The following is a 19,192-nucleotide window of genomic DNA, read 5'->3' on the forward strand; positions in this document are numbered from 1 at the left end:
GCATCGCTCCGCGAAAGGGCGTCAGGACGCCCGGATTCAGGAGGGCGGGTGATGCCACAGAGGCGTGACACATTCAAGAGGAGCGGAAGTTGATGTGATCGCGGGCGCACTTCTTCTCCCGGTTGGAAGAAGAAGTGCGCCGCAAGGTCAATCGGCAATGCCGAACTCAGAGGGCCGTCATCACTCGGCGGCCATTGCCCTTGCCTCCTGCACCTCCGGCTCCTCGACCTTCTTGTGGCCGATCAGTCGGCCGAGGAAGCTTCCGAAGCGGTCCATCTCGACGAAAATGACCGGGGTGATGAAGAGCGTCAGCATCTGCGAGACGATCAGGCCGCCGACGACGGCGATGCCGAGCGGCTGGCGCAGTTCGGAACTTGCGCCGGTGCCGAGCGCGATCGGCAGGGCGCCGAGCAGGGCGCAGAAGGTCGTCATCATGATCGGTCGGAAGCGTCGCACGCAGGCCTCGTGGATCGCCACCGTCGCCTTTTCGCCGGTCGTGCGCATGGTCTCCACCGCCACGTCGATCATCATGATCGCGTTCTTCTTGACGATGCCGATCAGCATCAGCAGGCCGATAAGGGCGATGATCGACAGGTCGAAACCCATGATATCAAGCGCCAGCAGCGCACCGAATGCCGCGGCCGGCAGACCGGACAGAATGGTGAGCGGGTGGATGAAGCTCTCGTAGAGTACGCCGAGCACGACATAGATGGTCAGCACCGCCGCCAGGATGAGGTATGGCGTATTGCCCTGAGACTGCTCGAAAATCTCAGCTGTACCGCCATAGGAGGTGAAAACGTCGGCCGGCATGCTCATTTCCGTCTTGATCTGGTCGATTGCCGCCGTCGCGTCGCTGAGCGAGACGCCTTCCGGCAGGTTGAAGGAAACGGTGGTCGAGACGAGCTGGCCCGTCTGGTTGATTGTTACAGGGCCGACCGTGCGCTCGACATGCGCGAAGTTTGAAAGCGGCACCAGGCTGCCATTGGCCGAGGCGACACGGATTTCCGAGAGCTTCTGGTCGTCCCAGGGCTTGCTCGTGTCGTATTCGACGATGACGTCGTAGCTGTCGCCGGTAGACTGGATTTCCGCCGCTGCATATCCGCTGAAGGATTCCTGCAGCGTCGTGCGCAGCGTATCATTGTCGATCCCGTACGCGGCTGCCCGCTCGGTATCGATGACGATGTTGGCCTGCAGGGCGTTGTTCTGGGCGTCCGAGGTCACGTCGGTGAACAGCCGGTCCTTACGCATCGCCGCCTGGATCTTGCCGGCCCACAGGTTGGTCTGATCAGCACTCAGCGCCTGCACCACCAGCTGATATTGGCTGGCCGTCTGGCGACCGCCGAAGCGCAGGCTCTGGTTCGGTGTCACGAACGCCTGCAGGCCGGGGATCTTGTTGATCGCCGTGCGCAGCTCGCGCAGCGTCTGGTCAAGCGGCGCACGCTCCGTCTTGTCTTTGAGTTCGACGAACATCGAGCCGTTGTTCTGCGGTTTGTTGGGGTTGCCGCCGATCGTCGACATCACATGGTTGACCGCCGGGTTCGCCTTGACGACGGCTGCCGCCTGCTGCTGCAGCGCCGCCATGGCCGAATAGGAAATGTCCTGCCGGGCCTGCGTGCTGATCGTCAGGCGGCCGATATCCTCCTGTGGGAAGAAGCTTGTCGGCAGCGTCATGAAGAAATAGATCGTCAGTGCCACCGAGGCGAGGAAAACGCCGAGGATCGTGGGGCGGTGGCGAAGGCACCAGCCGACAGCCCTGTCATAGCCGCGCAGCGTCCGTTCGAAGCCGGCATCGAAGATGCGGATCATGAGCGGCGGGCGGCTCTGGTGGTTGGACAGACGCGAGGCGAGCATCGGCGTCACGGTGAGCGAGACGATTGCCGAAGAGATGATCGCAATCGCAACCACCATGCCGAATTCGTTGAACACGCGGCCGACAACGCCGCCCATCAGCAGGATCGGGATGAAGACCGCGATCAACGAAACCGACATGGAAATGATGGTGTAGCTGACTTCGCCCGCACCCTTGATCGCCGCTTCCCGCACGGGCATGCCATCCTCGACATGGCGCAGGATGTTCTCGAGCATGACGATGGCGTCATCCACCACGAGCCCCACCGCGAGCGTTAGCCCGAGCAGCGAGATGTTGTCGATACTGTAGCCGAGCACATACATCATGCCGAAGGTCGAGATCAGCGACAGCGGAACGGCAAGCCCGGGAATGATCGTTGCTGTCGCATGGCCGGTAAAGAGGTAGATGACGAGAACGACGAGGCCGATCGTTAGGAGCAGCGTGAACTTCACGTCGGAGATGGCATCGCGAATCGGCTTTGCGGCGTCATTCATGACGACCGTGTTGACGGAAGGCGGGATTTCGGCGTGAAGCTGCGGCAGCTTGGCGTTGATCGCATCGACGACATCGACGGTGTTGGCATCCGGCTGGCGCTGGATGGCGAGGATGATGCCGCGTTGGCCGTCATACCAGCTGCCGGTATACTGGTTCTCAACACTGTCTTGCACATCGGCAATATCGCCGAGGTGGATCGGCGCGCCGTTCGGATTGGCAATGACGAGCGAACGGAATTGTTCGGCGCTGGTGCGCTGCGTGTTCGCCGTGATGGTCATGCTCTGCGAATTGTTCTGCAGCGTTCCCACAGGCTGCTGGCTGTTGGCGGCAGCAAGCGCCTTGTTCACGGTGTCGATGCCGATGCCGCGGGTCAAAAGCTTATTGGGATCGACCTCGACGCGCACGGCATAGGTCTGCGCACCGTAGACGCTGACCTGGGCAACGCCGGGAAGCGTCGAAAGCGACGGCGAGATGATGTTCTCGGCGATGTCGTCAAGCTTGCTGCGCGGCATGGTGTTGCTCTGCACCGAGAGCAGCATGACAGGCGCATCGGCCGGGTTCGTCTTGCGATAACTGGGCGGCGTGGTCAGATTGTCGGGCAGTTGCCGGGTGGCATGCGAAATCGCGGCCTGCACGTCGGCTGCGGCCGCATCGATATTACGACTGAGGTCGAACTGCAGCACGATGCTGGTGCTGCCGAGCGAACTGGAGGCGCTGATTTCGGTGATCCCGGGAATGGTCTCGAACTGCTTGATCAGCGGTGTCGAAACCGAGGTCGCCATCGTCTGCGGCGAGGCACCGCTCAACTGCGCCGAAACGTTGATGGTGGGAAAGTCGACCTGCGGTAGCGCTGCGACGGGTACGAGCTGATAACCGGCAAGACCGGCCAGAATGACGCCGATCGCAAGCAGCGTCGTCGCGACGGGGCGCTGGATACAGAAATTCGGGATCATTGCTGAGCTCCCACCGCGATCGTCTCGGAGGGCTGCTGTTGCCGAGGCTCTTCGGCGGAGGCGACATCAAGCGTCTTTTCATCGAACTGCTCGTTGATCGCCTGCCGGTCGCTGAGCTGGCCCTGGCCCTCGACGACGACGTGATCGCCTGCCTGAAGACCCGATTCTATGGCGGTGAAGCCGCCATTTGCGCGGGCAACGGTGACGGCCGTCAGATGCGATTTGCCGTCCTTGGCGACGAAGGCGAAGAAACCCTCCGGACCAGGGCTGACGGCAACCGTCGGCACCACCACCTGCTGTTCGTCATTGTTGAAATGCACGACGATGTTGACCGACTGGCCTGGCCAGAGCGCGCCGGAGGCATTCTCGAATTTCGCCTTGGCGAGGATCGTGCCCGAGGCCGTATCGACCGTGTTGTCGTAGAAGCTGATTTCGCCCTTTCGCACTTGCCCCTTTGTGGAATTGGGGGAGGTGCTGACCTCGACCGGACCGGCTGCCAAGGCGCTCTTCAGCTCCCTGAGATAGCGTTCCTGCAGGTGGAATTTCACGTAGATCGGATCGTATTTCGCAATAGTGACGATTGCCGCGCCGGCACTGAGGAAAGCGCCCTTGCTGACAGCGATATCGCCGAGCCGGCCGTCGAAGGGAGCGCGGATATCGGTGTGCTCGAGCAAGATCTGATCGGAGGCCAGCGACGCCTTGTCGGCGTCGACCGTGGCTGCAGCGGTATCACGGGCGGCGACCGCCTGGTCGAGGCTCTGCTGGGTGCCGGCCTTCTGATCGAAGAGATCCTGTGCACGCGTTAATGCGGTCTCGGCTTCCGAAAGGGTTGCCGTGTCGCGCACGACCATCGCATTGTCCTTGTCGACGGTCGCCTTGGCCGTCCGGTCGTCCAGCTTGGCGATCAGGTCACCGGCTTTGACCGTCGCCCCATCCTGCGCATTGATGCTGACGATCAGGCCCTGCTCCTGTGCGGCAATGGTCGTATTGTCATCGGCATCGGCCCAGCCGGACGCCGTCACATCCATAGGCAGCGTCGTCTTTACGGCCGCGACTGTTTTGACGACGGTCGGGCCGCCGCCACCGCGTCTGCGCCCGCCGCCCTGATGTTGCCCGCCATCTTGCCCCTGATCTGCCTGTGCCTGCTGCCCGCCGCCATTGCCGGTTTCCGGCTGCTTGATGAACTGCGAGAGGTAGGGAATGCGAGAGGCATAAGGGACCCGATTCCCGAATTGCCAGACGCCGACGGCGGCAACGGCGATAACGCTGATGGTGATCCAAAATTTCTTCATGGGCGATACCGGTCTTTGGGCAAGGTTGCGGGGGGCAAGGTTGCGAATTTATGCCCCGATTGAGCCACTTATATTGCGGCGCAAAAAAGACATAATTTCCGGGTCGCGATCACTAAGTGGTTATAACGGCTTAAATTTTTGTAATGAATATTCCGTAATATTCAAATTATACTAATATAGTCCCAGTGTAACCCGACGCCGTTTGACGGCGGAGGGCAGGCGGCTCGCGACAAGACGATGTCGATCCGTGCGCCGTCATTTGCCCCCCGCGAAGAACACGGAAAAAACTAGAGAAGGCAGGTCGTCATGACCGAGTTGGACGCCAGCGAATTTCGTTCTCTCATCATAAGTGTGTTTCCTGAACTCACGGCCTCCGTCTTCAAGCTGGCGGCGAAGGGCTGGGATTCGATGGCGGTCGACGTTGACGACACGCTGATCTTCAAGTTTCCTCGCAATCTCGGCGCGGAAAGAGCGCTTCAGAAGGAAGCCGCCTTGCTCGACATCGTTCGGCCGTCGTTGTCGATGGCGGTTCCAGACATGCGCATTCATGACGGGCCGCCGATCTTCTCCAGCCATGCCAAGCTCGACGGCGAACATCTCATCGCCGAAGATTACGATGCGCTTGGCGAAGGCGATCGTCAGCATCTCGCCGAAGATCTCGCCCGCTTTTACGCCGAGTTGCACGTGCTCGATGCCGATCGCCTGCGCTCGGCCGGTGCCGGCGCGATCCAGCCATGGCAATCGCCGGAGACGGTGCGAACGAGGGCTTTGCCGCTGCTGCCGCCTGACATCGAGAGCTTTGCCCAGGCCATCATTTCCGATTTCGAAGCCTTGCCGCCCGATCCTTACGGCAGCATCTACGGCTTCTTCGATGGTCACGGCTGGAACATGGCCTTCGACCATACGCAAAAGCGGCTGAATGGCATTTATGATTTTGGCGATTCAGGCTTTGGCCCGTTGCACCAGGAATTCATCTATTCGAACTTCATCTCGCCCGATCTGACCGCCCGCATCGTATCGGCCTATGAAATGCTGACTGGACGCAGGCTCGACCGGCGGCGCATTGCGATCCTGACGGGATTCCATCGTCTTTCCGAACTCGCCGAATTTGCGGACGATCCGGCTTACGTCGAACAGATGATCCTAAGTGCGGCGACATGGGCGGCGGCGGCCCGCGTCGGCTGAGAGGGAATGGTCAGACGGACCGCGCCGCGCCGCCGTCGCAGCGGATCAGCGAGCCGGTGATGTAGCTTGCCGGCTGGCTGCACAGGAAGGCAGCGGTTGCGGCAAATTCCTCGACCCTGCCGTAGCGGCCGACCGGAATGCGCGCTTCCTTGTCGGTACGGATCTCCTCGAGGCTCTTGCCAGTCCGCTTTGCCGCAGCCCCATCGAGATCGTCGAGCCGCGCAGTCAGGATACTGCCCGGCAGGAGCAGGTTGGTGGTGACGCCGAAGCTCGCCACTTCGGAGGCAAGCGTCTTGCTCCACCCGGCAAGGGCCGGGCGCAGCGTATTCGACAGCGCCAGATTGGCAATCGGTTCGATCACGCCGGATGAGGCAACCGTGAGGATGCGGCCCCAGCCCTGCGCCTTCATGCCGGGCAGTAGCGCATTGGTGAGCGTGATCACCCGAGCGACCATGGAGAGGAAATAGCTTTCGAGCTTTTCGCCCGTCATGTCCTCCGTCGTGCCGGGCGTCGGTCCGCCGGTATTGTTGACGAGGATATCCAGCCCGCCGAACTTCTCCTTCACCGCCGTCGTCGTCATCTCGACGAAGCGTTCGTCCCCGAGATCGGCCCAGATCCAGTCGGCCCGGCCTTTGCCTTCGCTATTGATCGCCTTGCAATTGGCGTCCAGCTGTTCGCCGCTGCGCCCGCAGAGCAGCACGTTTGCGCCTTCCCGCGCCAGTGCTACGGCGATGCCGAGGCCGAGGCCGCGCGAAGAGGCGAGGACGAGTGCCCGTTTGCCCTTGATGCCGAGATCCATGATTGTCCTCCGATATGTCAGAGCGATGTATAAGGCGCAAGCAGCGGAAAAGGAAAGGGAATGTGACCGGTTCGGCAGCGTTTGATAATTGACGTTGACGTAAGCGTTATGTAATTCTGCCTTATGAGACGTCATCATTGTGCGAATTGGAAGATTGGCTGTCGTATCCCGGCTCGACAATGCTTTCTCGTTTTGACAAGAAAGTGCCATGACGGGGATGACGGCCGCGTGCCGCCAAGCGGAGACGAGTGAATGACCGAGACGACTGAGCTGCCCGAACGCGAGAGCATGGAATTCGACGTGGTGATCGTCGGCGCCGGTCCTGCCGGTCTTGCGGCGGCGATCCGGTTGAAGCAGGTCAATCCGGAGCTGTCGGTCGTCGTGCTGGAGAAGGGCGCGGAAGTCGGCGCGCATATCCTCTCGGGCGCCGTGGTCGACCCGATCGGCATCGACCGGCTGTTGCCCGGCTGGCGCGACGAGGCCGATCATCCGTTCAAGACCAAGGTCACATCAGATCACTTCCTGCTGCTCGGTCCGGCCGGCTCTGTTCGCCTGCCGAATGTGCTGATGCCGCCCCTGATGAACAATCACGGCAACTACATCGTCTCGCTTGGGCTCGTCTGTCGCTGGCTGGCGACCAAGGCCGAAGAACTCGGCGTCGAAATCTATCCGGGTTTTGCAGCAACCGAGGTGCTCTACAATGACGAGGGTGCCGTCATCGGGGTCGCCACCGGCGACATGGGCATCGAGAAGAACGGCGAACCCGGCCCGAACTATACCCGCGGCATGGAACTGCTCGGCAAATATGTGCTGATCGGCGAGGGTGTGCGCGGCTCGCTCGCCAAGCAGCTGATCGCCAAGTTCGATCTGCAGAAAGACCGTGAACCGCAAAAATTCGGCATCGGCATCAAGGAGCTCTGGCAGGTGAAGTCCGAGAACCACAGGCCGGGCCTGGTGCAGCACTCCTTCGGCTGGCCGCTCGGCATGAAGACCGGCGGCGGCTCTTTCCTCTATCACCTGGAAGACAATCTGGTGGCCGTCGGCTTCGTCGTCCACCTCAATTACAAGAACCCCTATCTCTATCCCTTCGAGGAATTCCAGCGCTTCAAGACCCATCCGGCGATCCGCACCACCTTTGAGGGTGGCAAGCGGCTGTCCTATGGGGCGCGTGCCATCACCGAGGGCGGCTACCAGTCGGTGCCGAAGCTTTCCTTCCCCGGCGGCGCGCTGATCGGCTGTTCGGCCGGTCTCGTCAACGTGCCGCGGATCAAGGGCAGCCACAATGCGGTGCTGTCGGGCATGCTGGCCGCCGAGAAGATCGCCGCCGCGATTGTATCAGGCCGCAGTCATGACGAAGTGACCGAGATCGAGACTGAATGGCGCAAGGGCGACATCGGCAAGGATTTGAAGCGGGTGCGCAACGTCAAGCCGCTATGGTCGAAGTTCGGCACCGCACTTGGCGTAGCGCTCGGCGGCTTCGACATGTGGACCAACACGCTGTTCGGCCTTTCCGTCTTCGGCACACTGAAACATGGCAAGACCGATGCGCAGTCGCTCGAACCTGCCTCGATGCACAAGCCGATCGCCTATCCGAAACCCGATGGCGTCTTGACCTTCGACCGGCTGTCCTCGGTGTTCCTGTCGAACACCAATCACGAGGAGGACCAGCCGGTGCATCTGCAGGTCAAGGACATGGCGCTGCAGAAGACTTCGGAACACGACATCTATGCCGGCCCGTCGACGCGCTACTGTCCGGCCGGCGTTTATGAATGGGTGGAAAAGGATGGCAAGGACATCTTCGTCATCAACGCCCAGAACTGCGTGCACTGCAAGACCTGCGACATCAAGGACCCCAACCAGAACATCAACTGGGTGCCGCCGCAGGGCGGCGAGGGGCCGGTCTATCCGAACATGTGAGGCGGCTTGTCCTCGCGGCCGACAATTTCACGTGCTGACGCCTTCGTGATCGCCTCCTGCCGGAGGCTGTTAGCCGTTCGTTAACCATAATTTCCTTAGCTTGCGACATCGTGTTGACGCACTAAGGACACATTCATGACGATCTCCCGCCGGGGCTTCCTGATCGCCCTGCCGCTTTTCGTGGCCGGCTGCTCTTCGACCGGTCTGAACAGCCAGACCAATTATGCTGCACTTCCGGACGAAAAATTCCCGTTGAAGCAGGTGCCGATCGACAAGATCAAGCCGGAGCTCCGCCGCCAGGAAGTGGCCTACGAAACCACCCATGCTGCCGGCACCGTGATCGTCGATACACCCGCGCGCCGCGCCTATTACGTCCTCGGCGGGGGCAGGGCGATGCGTTATGGTGTCGGTGTCGGTCGCGAGGGGCTGGCCTTTGCAGGTAACGCCTATATCGGCCGCAAGGCCGAGTGGCCGAGCTGGACGCCCACCGAAAACATGCAGCGCCGTGAAGAGCGCTATCGCAAGCTTGCCGGCGGCATGCCGGGCGGCCCGAACAACCCGCTCGGTGCGCGGGCCATGTATCTCTTTCGCGGCGGCAACGATACCCATTTTCGCATTCATGGCACCAACCAGCCGCAATCGATTGGTCTCGCCATGTCGAGCGGCTGTGTCCGCATGATGAACCACGACGTGATCGACCTCTATAGCCGCGTCGAGGTCGGCGCCAGGGTCGTCGTCATCCAGGCCTGACTTGGCCGTTCGAAGCTCGGTAAGGACGCCGTCTCCATTGAAAAAGCCGCCGCAGCGATGGCTGCAGGCGGCTTTCATCTGCCGTTGGTGTTGGATTTCAGCGGCGCGGTGCCGCAATACCAGTCGAAAGCGCCACGCCGATGCCGGTGATCACGGCGGCGCTGATTTCCGTCATGCCGATGGCTTCGCCAAGCAGCAAGCCGCCGCCAAGCGTTGCGAGCACCGGCGTCAGCGCCGTGAAGGCGGCGGCCTGTGTTCCCCCGAGTGTTCTGACGGCGGTGCCGTAGGCGACCATGGCGACGAGGCCGGAAAGAACGCCCTGGCTCAGCACCTGCAGGCTGATCTCCTGAAGAGGAACCTGTGGCAGCGAGATGCCGAAGATGAGGGCGAGCGCGCCCATGATCAGGAAGGACCAGACGGCGATCAAGGCGCTCGCCTGCACGGCGGTCAGGCCCGAGCGGCGGAAGGCATGCGTATAGCTTGCCCATAAAACGGCGCCGGCCGGCAACAGCACGAAGCTCGTCCATGGCAGCGAGGCGTCCGCAAGGCTGCGCGTGAGCAGGATCAGCACGCCGGCGACGATCGCAACGAGCCCAGCGATGCGGGTGCTGTCGGGTCTTTCGCGAAACAGCATAATGCCGATCAGCGCCGCGGCAAGCGGCATGGAGCCGCCGAGCAGGATCCCTGAGGAGGCGGCCGGCGTCGAGTGGATTGCCAGCGTCGTCAGCAGGAAGAAGACGGCGCCGGAGCCTGACACCATGATTGCCAGCAGGTGAAGTGGCAGGGCCTTCGGCAGCAGCCCCGTCTTCAGCCAGACGGGTGAAAGCACCAGCGCCGGAATTCCGAAGCGGATCAGCCCGATGTCGATCGAGCCGAGCGGCGTTGCTGCGCTGTGGCGGGTGACAAGAAACCATGTCGCCCAGATCAGCACGGTAATAGTGCCGCCGGCATAACCCAGTACCTGCGACGGCGACTTGTCGTTCGTGAAAGCAATGGTGGTCATCGTCCTGTCCTTTCTTTCATCCGGAGCCTGTCCGGTTGAAGAGAAGACTAGCGCCAGAGGTCAGGGCATGTCCTTGCTATCTCTAGCTCAAAAATCATGCTATGCGCAATCTTCTGCCAATTAATGCCAACAGGGATCGCGAAAATGCCAAATCTCGATAAATTCGATATCGCCATCCTGAAGTGCCTGCAGGAGGATGCGCGGGCCACCAATGTCGAGATCGCCGAGAAGGTGAACCTTTCGCCGTCGCCCTGCCTGCGCCGCATCCGCAATCTCGAACGCTCCGGGATCATCCGCGGTTACACCGCGGATATCGATCGCAAGGAGGTCGGTCTCGGCCTCACCGTCTTCGTCGAATTCAAGGTCGTCCAGCACAGCCGCGAAAATTCCGAGGCGCAGCAGAAGGCTCTGCTCGCCATCCCCGAGATCGTCTCCTGCTTCCTGATTTCAGGCACGGCCGATTTCCTTGCCGAAGTGGTGGTGGAGGATCTCGCCGCCTACGAACGGCTTCTGACCGAAACGCTGTTGACCTTGCCGAATGTCAGCGACATCCGCTCGAATTTCGCCATCCGCAGCATCAAGACGCACGGGCCGCTGAAACTGCCCGAGGGAAAATAATTCCCCTCGGGCATGCTTGCAGGTTAGAGCAGCGTCCCGCTGAGGATGAGCAGCGCCACGGAGAAGTAGATGACGAGCCCGGTGACATCGACCAGCGTGGCGACGAAGGGGGCCGAGGCGCTGGCCGGATCGAGCCGGAGCTTCTGCAGCAAGAAGGGCAGCATCGAGCCGCAGATCGAGCCGAAGGTGACGATCCCGATCAGGGCGGCAAACACCGTGACGGCGACCATCTGCCAGTGCGGGCCGTAATCGTAGAGCCCGGCCGACTGCCAGAAGACGATGCGGACGAAGCCGACGAGGCCGAGGATCGCGCCGAGCACGACGCCCGTCGGCAGTTCGCGCAAAAGCACCTTCCACCAGTCCGAAAGCTTCAGCTCGCCGAGCGCCAGCGCCCGGATGATCAGCGAGGTTGCCTGTGAACCGGAATTGCCGCCCGAGCTCATGATCAGTGGGATGAACAACGTCAGCACCACGGCCTTTTCCAGCTCGCCTTCGAAATGCTGCATGGCGCTTGCCGTCAGCATCTCGCCGAGGAACAGGGCTGCGAGCCAGCCGGCGCGCTTGCGGATCATGCCAGCGAAGCTGATCTTCATGTAGGGCTGGCCGAGCGCCTCCATGCCGCCGAACCTCTGGGCTGCTTCCGTCGTGTCCGATATCATCGTGTCGATCACGTCGTCGACGGTGACGATGCCGAGCATCTGCCCATGTTCGTCGGTGACCGGCAGGGCGAGCAGGTCGTGCTTGCGGATCAGCCGGGCGACATCCTCCTGCTTCATCAGCGGATCCGCCGAAACCGGCGCGCCCTTCTGTGCCACCGAGAGGATCGAAGCGTCCGGCTCGCCGGTGATGAGGCGACGCAGCGTCACCACATGCAGCAGCGCATGGCTGACCTCGTCCAGCACATAGATGGCGTAGACGGTCTCGCGCGAGCGTTCGACCTGGCGAACATGGTCGAGTGTGCGGGCGACGGTCCAGCTATCAGGCACGCTGACGAACTCCGTCGTCATGATGCCGCCGGCCGTGCGCGGCGGATAGCCCATCAGGTGCTGGATCGCGATGCGCACCGGTTCGTCGAGGCTGGAGAACAGCCGGGCGCGAGTCTCGCCGTCGAGTTCAAGCAGCACGTCGGCGACGCGGTCGTTGGACATGCCGTGCAGCAGCCGTGCGGCGTCCTCGGCGCTGATCAGCGCAAGAATCTGTGGGGCGTTGCGAAGCTCCGGCCGGTCGAGAATGTTGACCGCATAGTCGAGCGGCATGCCGCATAGAACACGCCCGGCGTCCTGGACGCTCAGCGCGTTCAACGCTTCGACGCGTTCGGCGATCGTTGCGCCGCGGCTGTTGTTGATGAAGGCACGGGCGGCATGGCCTGCCCGAAGAGGGAAGCGATTGATATTCATTTGAGGCTCGCCTTTCCGTCGATCCGCCGTAGCGTCCGATCGGGCGAGCCGACAGGAGTCGGTCAGCGCACGAGGGTCGCGTACGGCAAGGGCAATCGACTGCTACTGTCGCTTGGCATCGTTATGATGGCTCCGTTGAAATCCGTGGCTGACGAGTGTCGTCCACGTGAGTGCTAGGTGGTCCCGAACGCGGAAAAAGTCAAGCGGGGTAAATGCTTAACGCCAGAATGTCGCACCCTGCGATGCGGCATTCCAGGCGGGTTTATACGACCTTGCGGGAAATGCCGGGCCTGCTGGCTGGAATCTCAGAATCCTGCAAGCACAGCCTTGCCCTTCATCCTGCCGCTTTCGACCATGGCATGCGCCGTCTTGAGGTTTGCCGCATTGATCGGTCCGACGATCTCTGAAAGCGTCGTGCGGATCTTTCCGCCGTCGACGAGCTCGGAAACCCTGTTCAGCAGCTTATGCTGCTCGATCATGTCAGGCGTGCCGTAGAGCGGGCGGGTGAACATCAACTCCCAATGAACTGAGACGGCCTTTCGCTTGAAGGGCACGATGTCGAGCGTCTTCGGATCGTCGATCAATGCGAAGCGGCCCTGCGGCGCAATCGCTTCGACGATGTCGCCAATATGGCTGTCGGTATTGGTGGTCGAGAATATGAATCCCGGCGCGCCGATGCCGAGCGCTGCCACCTGCGGCGCGATCGGTTTGGAATGGTCGACGACGTGATGCGCGCCGAGTTCCCTCACCCAGTCCTGCGTCTCCGGCCGCGAGGCCGTGGCGATCACCGTCAGATCGGTCAAGACTCGGGCGATCTGAATGGCGATCGAGCCGACGCCGCCAGCGCCGCCGATGATCAGGATGGAGCGTCCCGCTCCTGAAACCGCGTCCTGCACCTTTAGCCGGTCGAACAGTGCTTCGTAGGCCGTAATCGAGGTCAGCGGCAGAGCGGCCGCAGCAGCGAAATCGAGGCTCTTCGGTTTGGTGCCGACGATGCGCTCGTCGACGAGATGGAATTCGGCATTGCTGCCCGGGCGGCTGATGACCCCGGAGTAGAACACCTCGTCGCCGGGCTTGAACAGGGTGACATCAGCGCCGATGGCCTTGACGATGCCGGCGGCATCCCAGCCGAGCACCTTCAGTTCGTCCGCGGGCGGTGCGGAATGGGCGCGCACCTTCACGTCGACGGGATTGACCGAAACGGCTTTGATCTCGACGAGCAGATCGTGGCCCCTAGCCTCCGGCATCGGCAGCTCGACATCGATCAGCGAGGTCTCGGCGGAGATCGGTTGGGGCGTTTTATAGGCGACGGCGCGCATGGGAAACTCCTGTGTTCGTTGCACGGAAGCTAGATGCGCACTATGGTCTGACAACGCAAGAATGCACAAATTCTGTACGTAGTACCCAAAAGGATACTGTAAAATGTCATTGCCGCGCGCCAAGCTCGTCAAGAATTTCCCCGGCTGCCCGGTCGAAGCGACGCTGACTTACCTCGACGGGAAGTGGAAGGGCGTCATCCTCTTTCATCTGATGGAAGGAACCCTGCGCTTCAATGAATTGCGGCGTAAGCTGCCGGCCGTGACCCAGCGCATGCTGACCAAGCAACTGCGTGAATTGGAAGAGTCCGGTCTGGTATCACGCACCGTCTATCCGGTCGTGCCGCCGAGGGTGGAATATGCAATGACGCCGCTCGGCATGACGCTGAAGCCTGTCATCCAGGCGTTGGCCGCCTGGGGTGACGATTATGTCTTCTGCAGCCCGGAGGGCCGCGAGCTGCGCCTGGCCTCAGACGGCCTGCGCGCTCCGGTCGCGGCGCTCGAGGCGTAGCGAGGCTGCAAAGACGAAGAGGCCGAGAAAGGATAGCACCGCACCGACGTAGCCGGTCGCCGCAAAACCGTAGCCCGCGGCGATGACGAGACCGCCGAGCCAGGCGCCGATCGCATTGGCGATGTTGAAGGCGGAATGGTTGGAAGCTGCCGCTAACGTCTGCGCATCGGCGGCGACATCCATCAGCCGCGTCTGCAGCGCCGGACCGGCGGCAAAACCGCAACCGACGAGGAAGACGCAAAGGCCGAGCATATAGGGGTTGGCGGCGGTCAGCGAGAAGGTGGTCAGCACGACGACATTATAGATGAGCGACCCGCCGATCGTGCCGAGCAGCGATTTGTCGGCGAGCCACGAGCCGATGAAATTGCCCGCATTCATGCCGACGCCGAAAAGGACCAGCATGATCGGAACGGCTGTTTCCGGCAGCATAGCCACCTCAGTCGTCGTCGAGGCGATATAGCTGAACATCGCGAACATGCCGCCGTAACCGACGGCGGCGATGCCGAGCGTCAGCCACACCTGCGGCCGGCGGAAGGCGCCGAGTTCGCGCAGGAAGCCAGCTTCCTCGGAAACCCTGTCCTTCGGAACGTAGAACCAGATCAGCGCCACCGTCAGCAGGCCGAGCACGCCGACCGAGAAAAACGCCACCTGCCAGTCGAGCGACTGGCCGAAGAATGTCGTCAACGGCGTGCCGAGAAGTGTCGCAACGGTCAGGCCGAGCATGACGCGGCCAACGGCACGGGCGCGGCGATGCACCGGCACCATCGAGGCGGCGACAAGGGCAGCGACGCCGAAATAGGCGCCGTGCGGCAGGCCGCTGACGAAGCGCAGCAGCGTGAAGCTTTCGAAGGTCGGCGCCATGGCGCTTGATATGTTGCCGGCGGCAAAGATCAGCATCAGCGTCAAAAGCAGGGTGCGGCGCGCCATCTTCGCGGCGAGCACGGCAATGACGGGTGCGCCGACGACGACGCCGAGCGCATAGGCGCTGATGACGTAGCCGGCTTGTGGCGTCGTGACCGAGAAGGTGTCGGCGACATTGGGCAGCAGCCCCATGATCGCGAATTCGCCGGTGCCGATGCCGAAGCCGCCGCAGGCGAGCGCCAGTTGGACCAGCGCCACGGTCATTGCCGACGGCAGCTCTTCATCCTGGCTATCAATGGAGTCCCGACTATCGACTGAAATATTGGCGGCAATCTCACTCACGAGAGCTCCTCGAGGCGGTTTCTGCTTGGCAATGGCCCCTGGCGCAGGCGCGGCCGCGAGCCGATCGGTGGAAATGGCGGGAGGTGGAGACGAGGTCTCCAATACGCCATCTATCCGTGACCTCTCGGCCGCCGTCGAGTGCATTTTTTGCAGTGCAGCGTCCTGCTATGTGCATACGTCTATTGCAATTTTTGCATTTCTGCCCTTTCTCCGGAAAGATGGCTGCGCTTGAAATCGCCGATACCGCAACCATCTCAAGGGCAAGGCAGGAGCATTTTCCGCGCCAGAGACGGGAGCTCTCATGAAGCTTGTAGGCTTTTTCAATCGCGACGGCGGTACCTTCAAGACCACCGACATGCTGGCCTATGAGAAGAGGGCGGAAGCGGCTTTCCGCGAAGCGGGACACGATTTCGACGCCATCGTCTTCTCAGGAAAGGAAATCATTCCCGCCATGGAGCGGGCGGCCAAGCGCGATGATATCGACGGTATCGTCGCCGGCGGTGGCGACGGCACGATTTCGGCAGCGGCATCGATCGCCTGGAAAAACGGAATTGCGCTCGGCGTCGTGCCCGCCGGCACGATGAACCTCTTTGCCCGCTCGCTGCGGGTGCCGCTCGATATCTGGCAGGCGCTCGATGTGCTTGCTTCCGGCGAGGTCGACAATGTCGATATCGCCAGCGCCAACGGCCGTCCCTTCATCCACCAGTTTTCCGCCGGCCTGCATGCCCGTATGGTGCGCTACCGCAACGCCTACAGCTATCGTTCCCGGCTGGGCAAGATCCGGGCAAGCACGAAGGCGGCTTTGGGTGTTATCTTCAACCCGCCGGAATTCGAGGTCGAGTTCGAGGCGGCCGGCATGCGGGAGCGCCGCAGGGTGTCGGCGATCTCGGTCTCCAACAATCCCTTCGGTGAGAATGCGCTGCTCTACGCCGATAATTTGACAAGCGGCGAACTCGGCTTCTACACGGCAAATCCGCTGAAGCCTCTGGGTGTCGCCCGACTCGCCATCGACATGCTGCGCGGCAAGGTCCGCGAGAATGCCGATGTCATGGTGCTGCACCCGGCCGAAGTGCACCTGCATTTCCCCAAACTGCGCTTCAAGGCCAATTGCGTCATGGACGGCGAGTTGCTGCCGCTCCAACGCGACGTCTCGATCCGGCTGCATCCAGGCGAATTGAAGGTTCTCGTCAAGCAGGGTCTAGCCGCCCAGGTGGACGCCAGCGAACGCCGCGAGCCGGCTGCGTAACTCGGCCGCGACAGAGGCTTCAGAACCGCGGCAGATAAGTGCAGTAGTCGAAATCCGAGACCGTGCGCAGATGCGCGAGCGCTTCCTTGCGCTTGGTGTCGCCATAGAGCGCCTGGTAACGTGGGCCGAAGATATCGGCGATGAAGGGCGAGGTGCGGAAGGTCTCGACGGCGCTGAGGAAATCATGCGTCAGTCGCGTCGTATTCACCGGCGTGTGCGAGGGCGTCGTCTCTTCGCCGGGGTCGAGTTCGCCATCGAGACCGGTGAGCATGCCGCCAAGGATTGCGGCGAGCAGCAGATAGGGATTGGCATCGGCGCCGGCGCCGGCGACGCGGTGCGTGCGGCCGGCCCATCCTTGTCGGGTATGCGGATCGCCGTGCCGCGATGACCGCTGCCCCAGGTCAGATCAACAGGCGCAAACGAGCCCGGCTGGAAGCGCCGGTAGGAATTGGCGAAGGGAGCGAAGATCAACTGCGCCTCGCGCATGGTGTTAAGCAGGCCCGCTGTCACCGATTTGAGCCGCTTCGGCTCGCCGCCCTTGGCGTCGAGGATGTTGCGGCCTTGCCGGTCGATGATGCTCGCATGCACATGCAGGCCGGAGCCGGCATGGTCGGAATAAGGCTTGGCCATACAGGTCGATTTCAACCCGTGGCGGCGCGCCGACTGTTCGGCGATGCGCTTGAGATAGAGGCAATCATCGGCGGCTGCCAGCGCGTCAGCGCGGTGCAGCAGGTTGACCTCGAACTGGCCCGGACCGAATTCCGCCGTCGTCGCATCCGCCGGCAGTCCCTGCGCGCTCGCATAGGCCCTCAGTGTACTGAGATAGCCGTCGAGCGCATCGACGGCGCTCATGTCGTAAAGCTGGAAACCGTTCGGCTCGCCGCGATAAGTGAGGTTTTCGGGCGGGGAAGGGCGTCCGGTCTCGCGCCAGTCTCCCGACATCACATAGAATTCCAGCTCGGTCGCTACGACGGGCGTCAGTCCGCGCGAGGCATAGCGCTCCAGCACTGCGGCGAGGATGGCGCGCGGATCCATGAAGCTCGGGCTGCCGTCGAATTCGTGCATGCTGGCGAGCACCTGCATCGAGCCCTCCGGCGCCCAGGGCATCGGCGCCAGGCTGCGAGCCGATCGTCAGCGACAGGCCGGTGATGTCGTCATTGTCGTCGCCCCAGATGTCGAGCGATTGCGTTGAGGTCGGCAGGCGGATCTCGCCGGCCCAGACCTTACCTTGTGCGTCGAGCGGAAGCTGCTTGCCGCGCAGGTCGCCGTTCATGCCGACGATCAGGACCTCGAAACGCGGTTCGCCGCCATCGGTCTTGCCGTTCATCCTGTCGCTCGCCATGACCTTGAAAATCCTCCGGGGCAAGGCCAAGCTCCTATCCCATCGATAGAGGCCTTTCAATCCGCGGGGCTCTTTTCCCAGTCATGCCCGACACTTGCCCCCCCCCTCCAAGCTTGCCGCGATCGACGCCGCGCACCATCTGCATCCCTTCGCGGACATCAGGAAGCTGAATGCCTATTGGCCAGAGATCGACCGCATCCGCAAGGCGCGCAACATCCTCCTTTGGCAATGGGGCTCTTGCGAGAAAGCAGCTATGTCGATGCCGGGTCAACGTAGCTGCTGTCGGATAATGGGCAAAGCCAAGGTGAGGAGCGCGGCGAAAACCATGACGACACCATAAGGTACCTTCCGGCTCGCCCGGATTTCCTCGACGCGCATGAAAAAGGCGAGATGTGCGACGGGCAGCGGCACCGGCAGCCGCAGGACCAGGAGCGTCACGACGCCGAGCACGAGGAGCAAAAACGAAAACGGCAGCATTCCGTGCCATCCGATAAAAAGGCCGATCGGCAGGAAAAGCTTGGCGTCTCCTGCGCCAAACAGCCGGAACGCCCAGAGCGCCACCCCAAGGGCGAACATCAGCAGACCGGCTCCGACGTCGCCGCCAATTCCGCTTGAAGCAAACAGCGCAGCGCCGACATCCTGTGAGCTAAGGATCACGGCGACCGTGCGCAATGCATAAAGTGCAACGAGCGCGAGCACGATCGTGTTGGGGATCTTCCATGTGCGGAAATCGGTCCAGGCGGCGTAGAGAAAAAGAAATACCGAAAGCGAACTAATAACATCGATCATTTGCGGCATGGTATTCACCCTTTTGGGCTATTATAGCCTGATTTTCAAGTTGCTCTACAGTAAATCCAGACGACTGAGTCAGTTTTTACGAATGGGCACCGGGACTTTGGTCTTAACCATAAAGTATAGATGTCGAGAGCTTGCGTATAAAACGATTGACTAAATTAGAGTTAAGAGATTATTAATGGTCCCAGTCGAAGAGGCGGTCTCGACGACAAGGCGGCCGGGGGGAATACGGCGCACAACTTATCTGGGAGGAAATTCTCGATGAAAGCCTTTGTAAATAGCGTACGCGCTTTCGCGCGGGAAGAAGACGGCGTCGCACTCACTGAATACCTCATTCTGCTTGCCTTGCTTGTTGGCGGTGTGATCACGGCCGTGACATTGGCCGGCACCAATCTGGCTACCGTTTGGAACGGCTGGGCAGGCTGGTTTACGACCAACCTGACCGCCCCGGCAGCCTGATATTGGCGTTCGAAAAAGCGAGGGGTTTTATTAACCCCTCTCTTCTAAATTAGCATCAATGA

At 61.7% G+C, this 19,192-nt stretch carries 15 protein-coding genes and 1 pseudogene; 7 read left to right on the forward strand and 9 right to left on the reverse strand.

Going from position 1 to position 19,192, the window contains the following annotated elements; genetic code table 11:
* Nucleotides 1-180: 180 nt before the first annotated feature.
* On the reverse strand, nt 181-3,297 hold the full coding sequence (locus BS629_RS25090; protein WP_018241326.1) for an efflux RND transporter permease subunit: 3,117 nt from the start codon (nt 3,295-3,297) through the stop codon (nt 181-183).
* Nucleotides 3,294-4,589, reverse strand: a complete 1,296-nt coding sequence (locus tag BS629_RS25095) for an efflux RND transporter periplasmic adaptor subunit (protein WP_018241327.1) — start codon at nt 4,587-4,589, stop codon at nt 3,294-3,296. Before BS629_RS25095 ends, BS629_RS25090 begins: the two co-directional genes overlap by 4 nt.
* A gap of 306 nt (nt 4,590-4,895) precedes the next feature.
* Between BS629_RS25095 and BS629_RS25100 the strand changes: the two genes are divergently transcribed.
* Nucleotides 4,896-5,774, forward strand: coding sequence for a phosphotransferase family protein (locus BS629_RS25100; protein WP_018241328.1), 879 nt, complete (start codon nt 4,896-4,898; stop codon nt 5,772-5,774).
* Nucleotides 5,775-5,784: 10 nt separating this feature from the next.
* Here the strand turns inward: BS629_RS25100 and BS629_RS25105 are convergent, their stop codons facing one another.
* Nucleotides 5,785-6,573: an SDR family oxidoreductase gene (locus BS629_RS25105; RefSeq protein ID WP_018241329.1), complete on the reverse strand. Its 789-nt coding sequence runs from the start codon at nt 6,571-6,573 to the stop codon at nt 5,785-5,787.
* 252 nt (nt 6,574-6,825) lie between these two features.
* Between BS629_RS25105 and BS629_RS25110 the strand changes: the two genes are divergently transcribed.
* Both BS629_RS25110 and BS629_RS25115 read left to right on the forward strand, forming a co-directional pair.
* Nucleotides 6,826-8,490 (forward strand): electron transfer flavoprotein-ubiquinone oxidoreductase, encoded by a 1,665-nt coding sequence (locus tag BS629_RS25110; RefSeq protein WP_018241330.1) that lies wholly within the window; start codon nt 6,826-6,828, stop codon nt 8,488-8,490.
* A gap of 135 nt (nt 8,491-8,625) precedes the next feature.
* Nucleotides 8,626-9,240 carry a L,D-transpeptidase gene (locus BS629_RS25115; protein WP_017990864.1) on the forward strand — a complete coding sequence of 205 codons (615 nt, stop codon included), beginning with the start codon at nt 8,626-8,628 and terminating at the stop codon, nt 9,238-9,240.
* Between the two features lie 97 nt (nt 9,241-9,337).
* On the opposite strand, the gene BS629_RS25120 is transcribed toward BS629_RS25115, so the two are convergent.
* Nucleotides 9,338-10,243 (reverse strand): DMT family transporter, encoded by a 906-nt coding sequence (locus tag BS629_RS25120; protein WP_018516526.1) that lies wholly within the window; start codon nt 10,241-10,243, stop codon nt 9,338-9,340.
* A 96-nt stretch (nt 10,244-10,339) separates the two neighbouring features.
* On the opposite strand from BS629_RS25120, the gene BS629_RS25125 reads away from it, so the two are divergent.
* On the forward strand, nt 10,340-10,861 hold the full coding sequence (locus tag BS629_RS25125) for an Lrp/AsnC family transcriptional regulator (protein ID WP_018241332.1): 522 nt from the start codon (nt 10,340-10,342) through the stop codon (nt 10,859-10,861).
* A gap of 23 nt (nt 10,862-10,884) precedes the next feature.
* Here the strand turns inward: BS629_RS25125 and mgtE are convergent, their stop codons facing one another.
* Both mgtE and BS629_RS25135 read right to left on the reverse strand, forming a co-directional pair.
* Nucleotides 10,885-12,258 (reverse strand): magnesium transporter, encoded by a 1,374-nt coding sequence (mgtE, locus tag BS629_RS25130; RefSeq protein ID WP_018241333.1) that lies wholly within the window; start codon nt 12,256-12,258, stop codon nt 10,885-10,887.
* A gap of 305 nt (nt 12,259-12,563) precedes the next feature.
* Nucleotides 12,564-13,577 (reverse strand): zinc-binding alcohol dehydrogenase family protein, encoded by a 1,014-nt coding sequence (locus BS629_RS25135; protein WP_018241334.1) that lies wholly within the window; start codon nt 13,575-13,577, stop codon nt 12,564-12,566.
* Between the two features lie 103 nt (nt 13,578-13,680).
* Here BS629_RS25135 and BS629_RS25140 point away from each other — a divergent pair, with 103 nt between their 5' ends.
* Nucleotides 13,681-14,085, forward strand: a complete 405-nt coding sequence (locus BS629_RS25140) for a winged helix-turn-helix transcriptional regulator (protein ID WP_018241335.1) — start codon at nt 13,681-13,683, stop codon at nt 14,083-14,085.
* Here the strand turns inward: BS629_RS25140 and BS629_RS25145 are convergent.
* Complete coding sequence (locus tag BS629_RS25145) at nt 14,044-15,288, reverse strand: MFS transporter (protein WP_018241336.1); 1,245 nt, start codon at nt 15,286-15,288, stop codon at nt 14,044-14,046. The genes BS629_RS25140 and BS629_RS25145 overlap by 42 nt on opposite strands.
* 301 nt (nt 15,289-15,589) lie before the next feature.
* On the opposite strand from BS629_RS25145, the gene BS629_RS25150 reads away from it, so the two are divergent.
* Nucleotides 15,590-16,534, forward strand: a complete 945-nt coding sequence (locus BS629_RS25150) for a diacylglycerol/lipid kinase family protein (RefSeq protein ID WP_018241337.1) — start codon at nt 15,590-15,592, stop codon at nt 16,532-16,534.
* Nucleotides 16,535-16,553: 19 nt separating this feature from the next.
* On the opposite strand, the pseudogene BS629_RS25155 reads toward BS629_RS25150, so the two are convergent.
* Together BS629_RS25155 and BS629_RS25160 are read right to left on the reverse strand one after the other, a co-directional pair.
* Nucleotides 16,554-17,876, reverse strand: a pseudogene (locus tag BS629_RS25155) (glutamine synthetase family protein).
* Between the two features lie 267 nt (nt 17,877-18,143).
* A complete protein-coding gene (locus BS629_RS25160) occupies nt 18,144-18,674 on the reverse strand; it encodes an A24 family peptidase (RefSeq protein WP_018241339.1) in 531 nt (176 codons plus the stop codon).
* A gap of 258 nt (nt 18,675-18,932) precedes the next feature.
* Here BS629_RS25160 and BS629_RS25165 point away from each other — a divergent pair, with 258 nt between their 5' ends.
* Nucleotides 18,933-19,130, forward strand: a complete 198-nt coding sequence (locus BS629_RS25165; protein ID WP_018241340.1) for a Flp family type IVb pilin — start codon at nt 18,933-18,935, stop codon at nt 19,128-19,130.
* Nucleotides 19,131-19,192: the final 62 nt, after the last annotated feature.

The organism is Rhizobium leguminosarum bv. viciae USDA 2370 (assembly GCF_002008365.1).
Classification (GTDB): Bacteria; Pseudomonadota; Alphaproteobacteria; order Rhizobiales; family Rhizobiaceae; genus Rhizobium; species Rhizobium leguminosarum.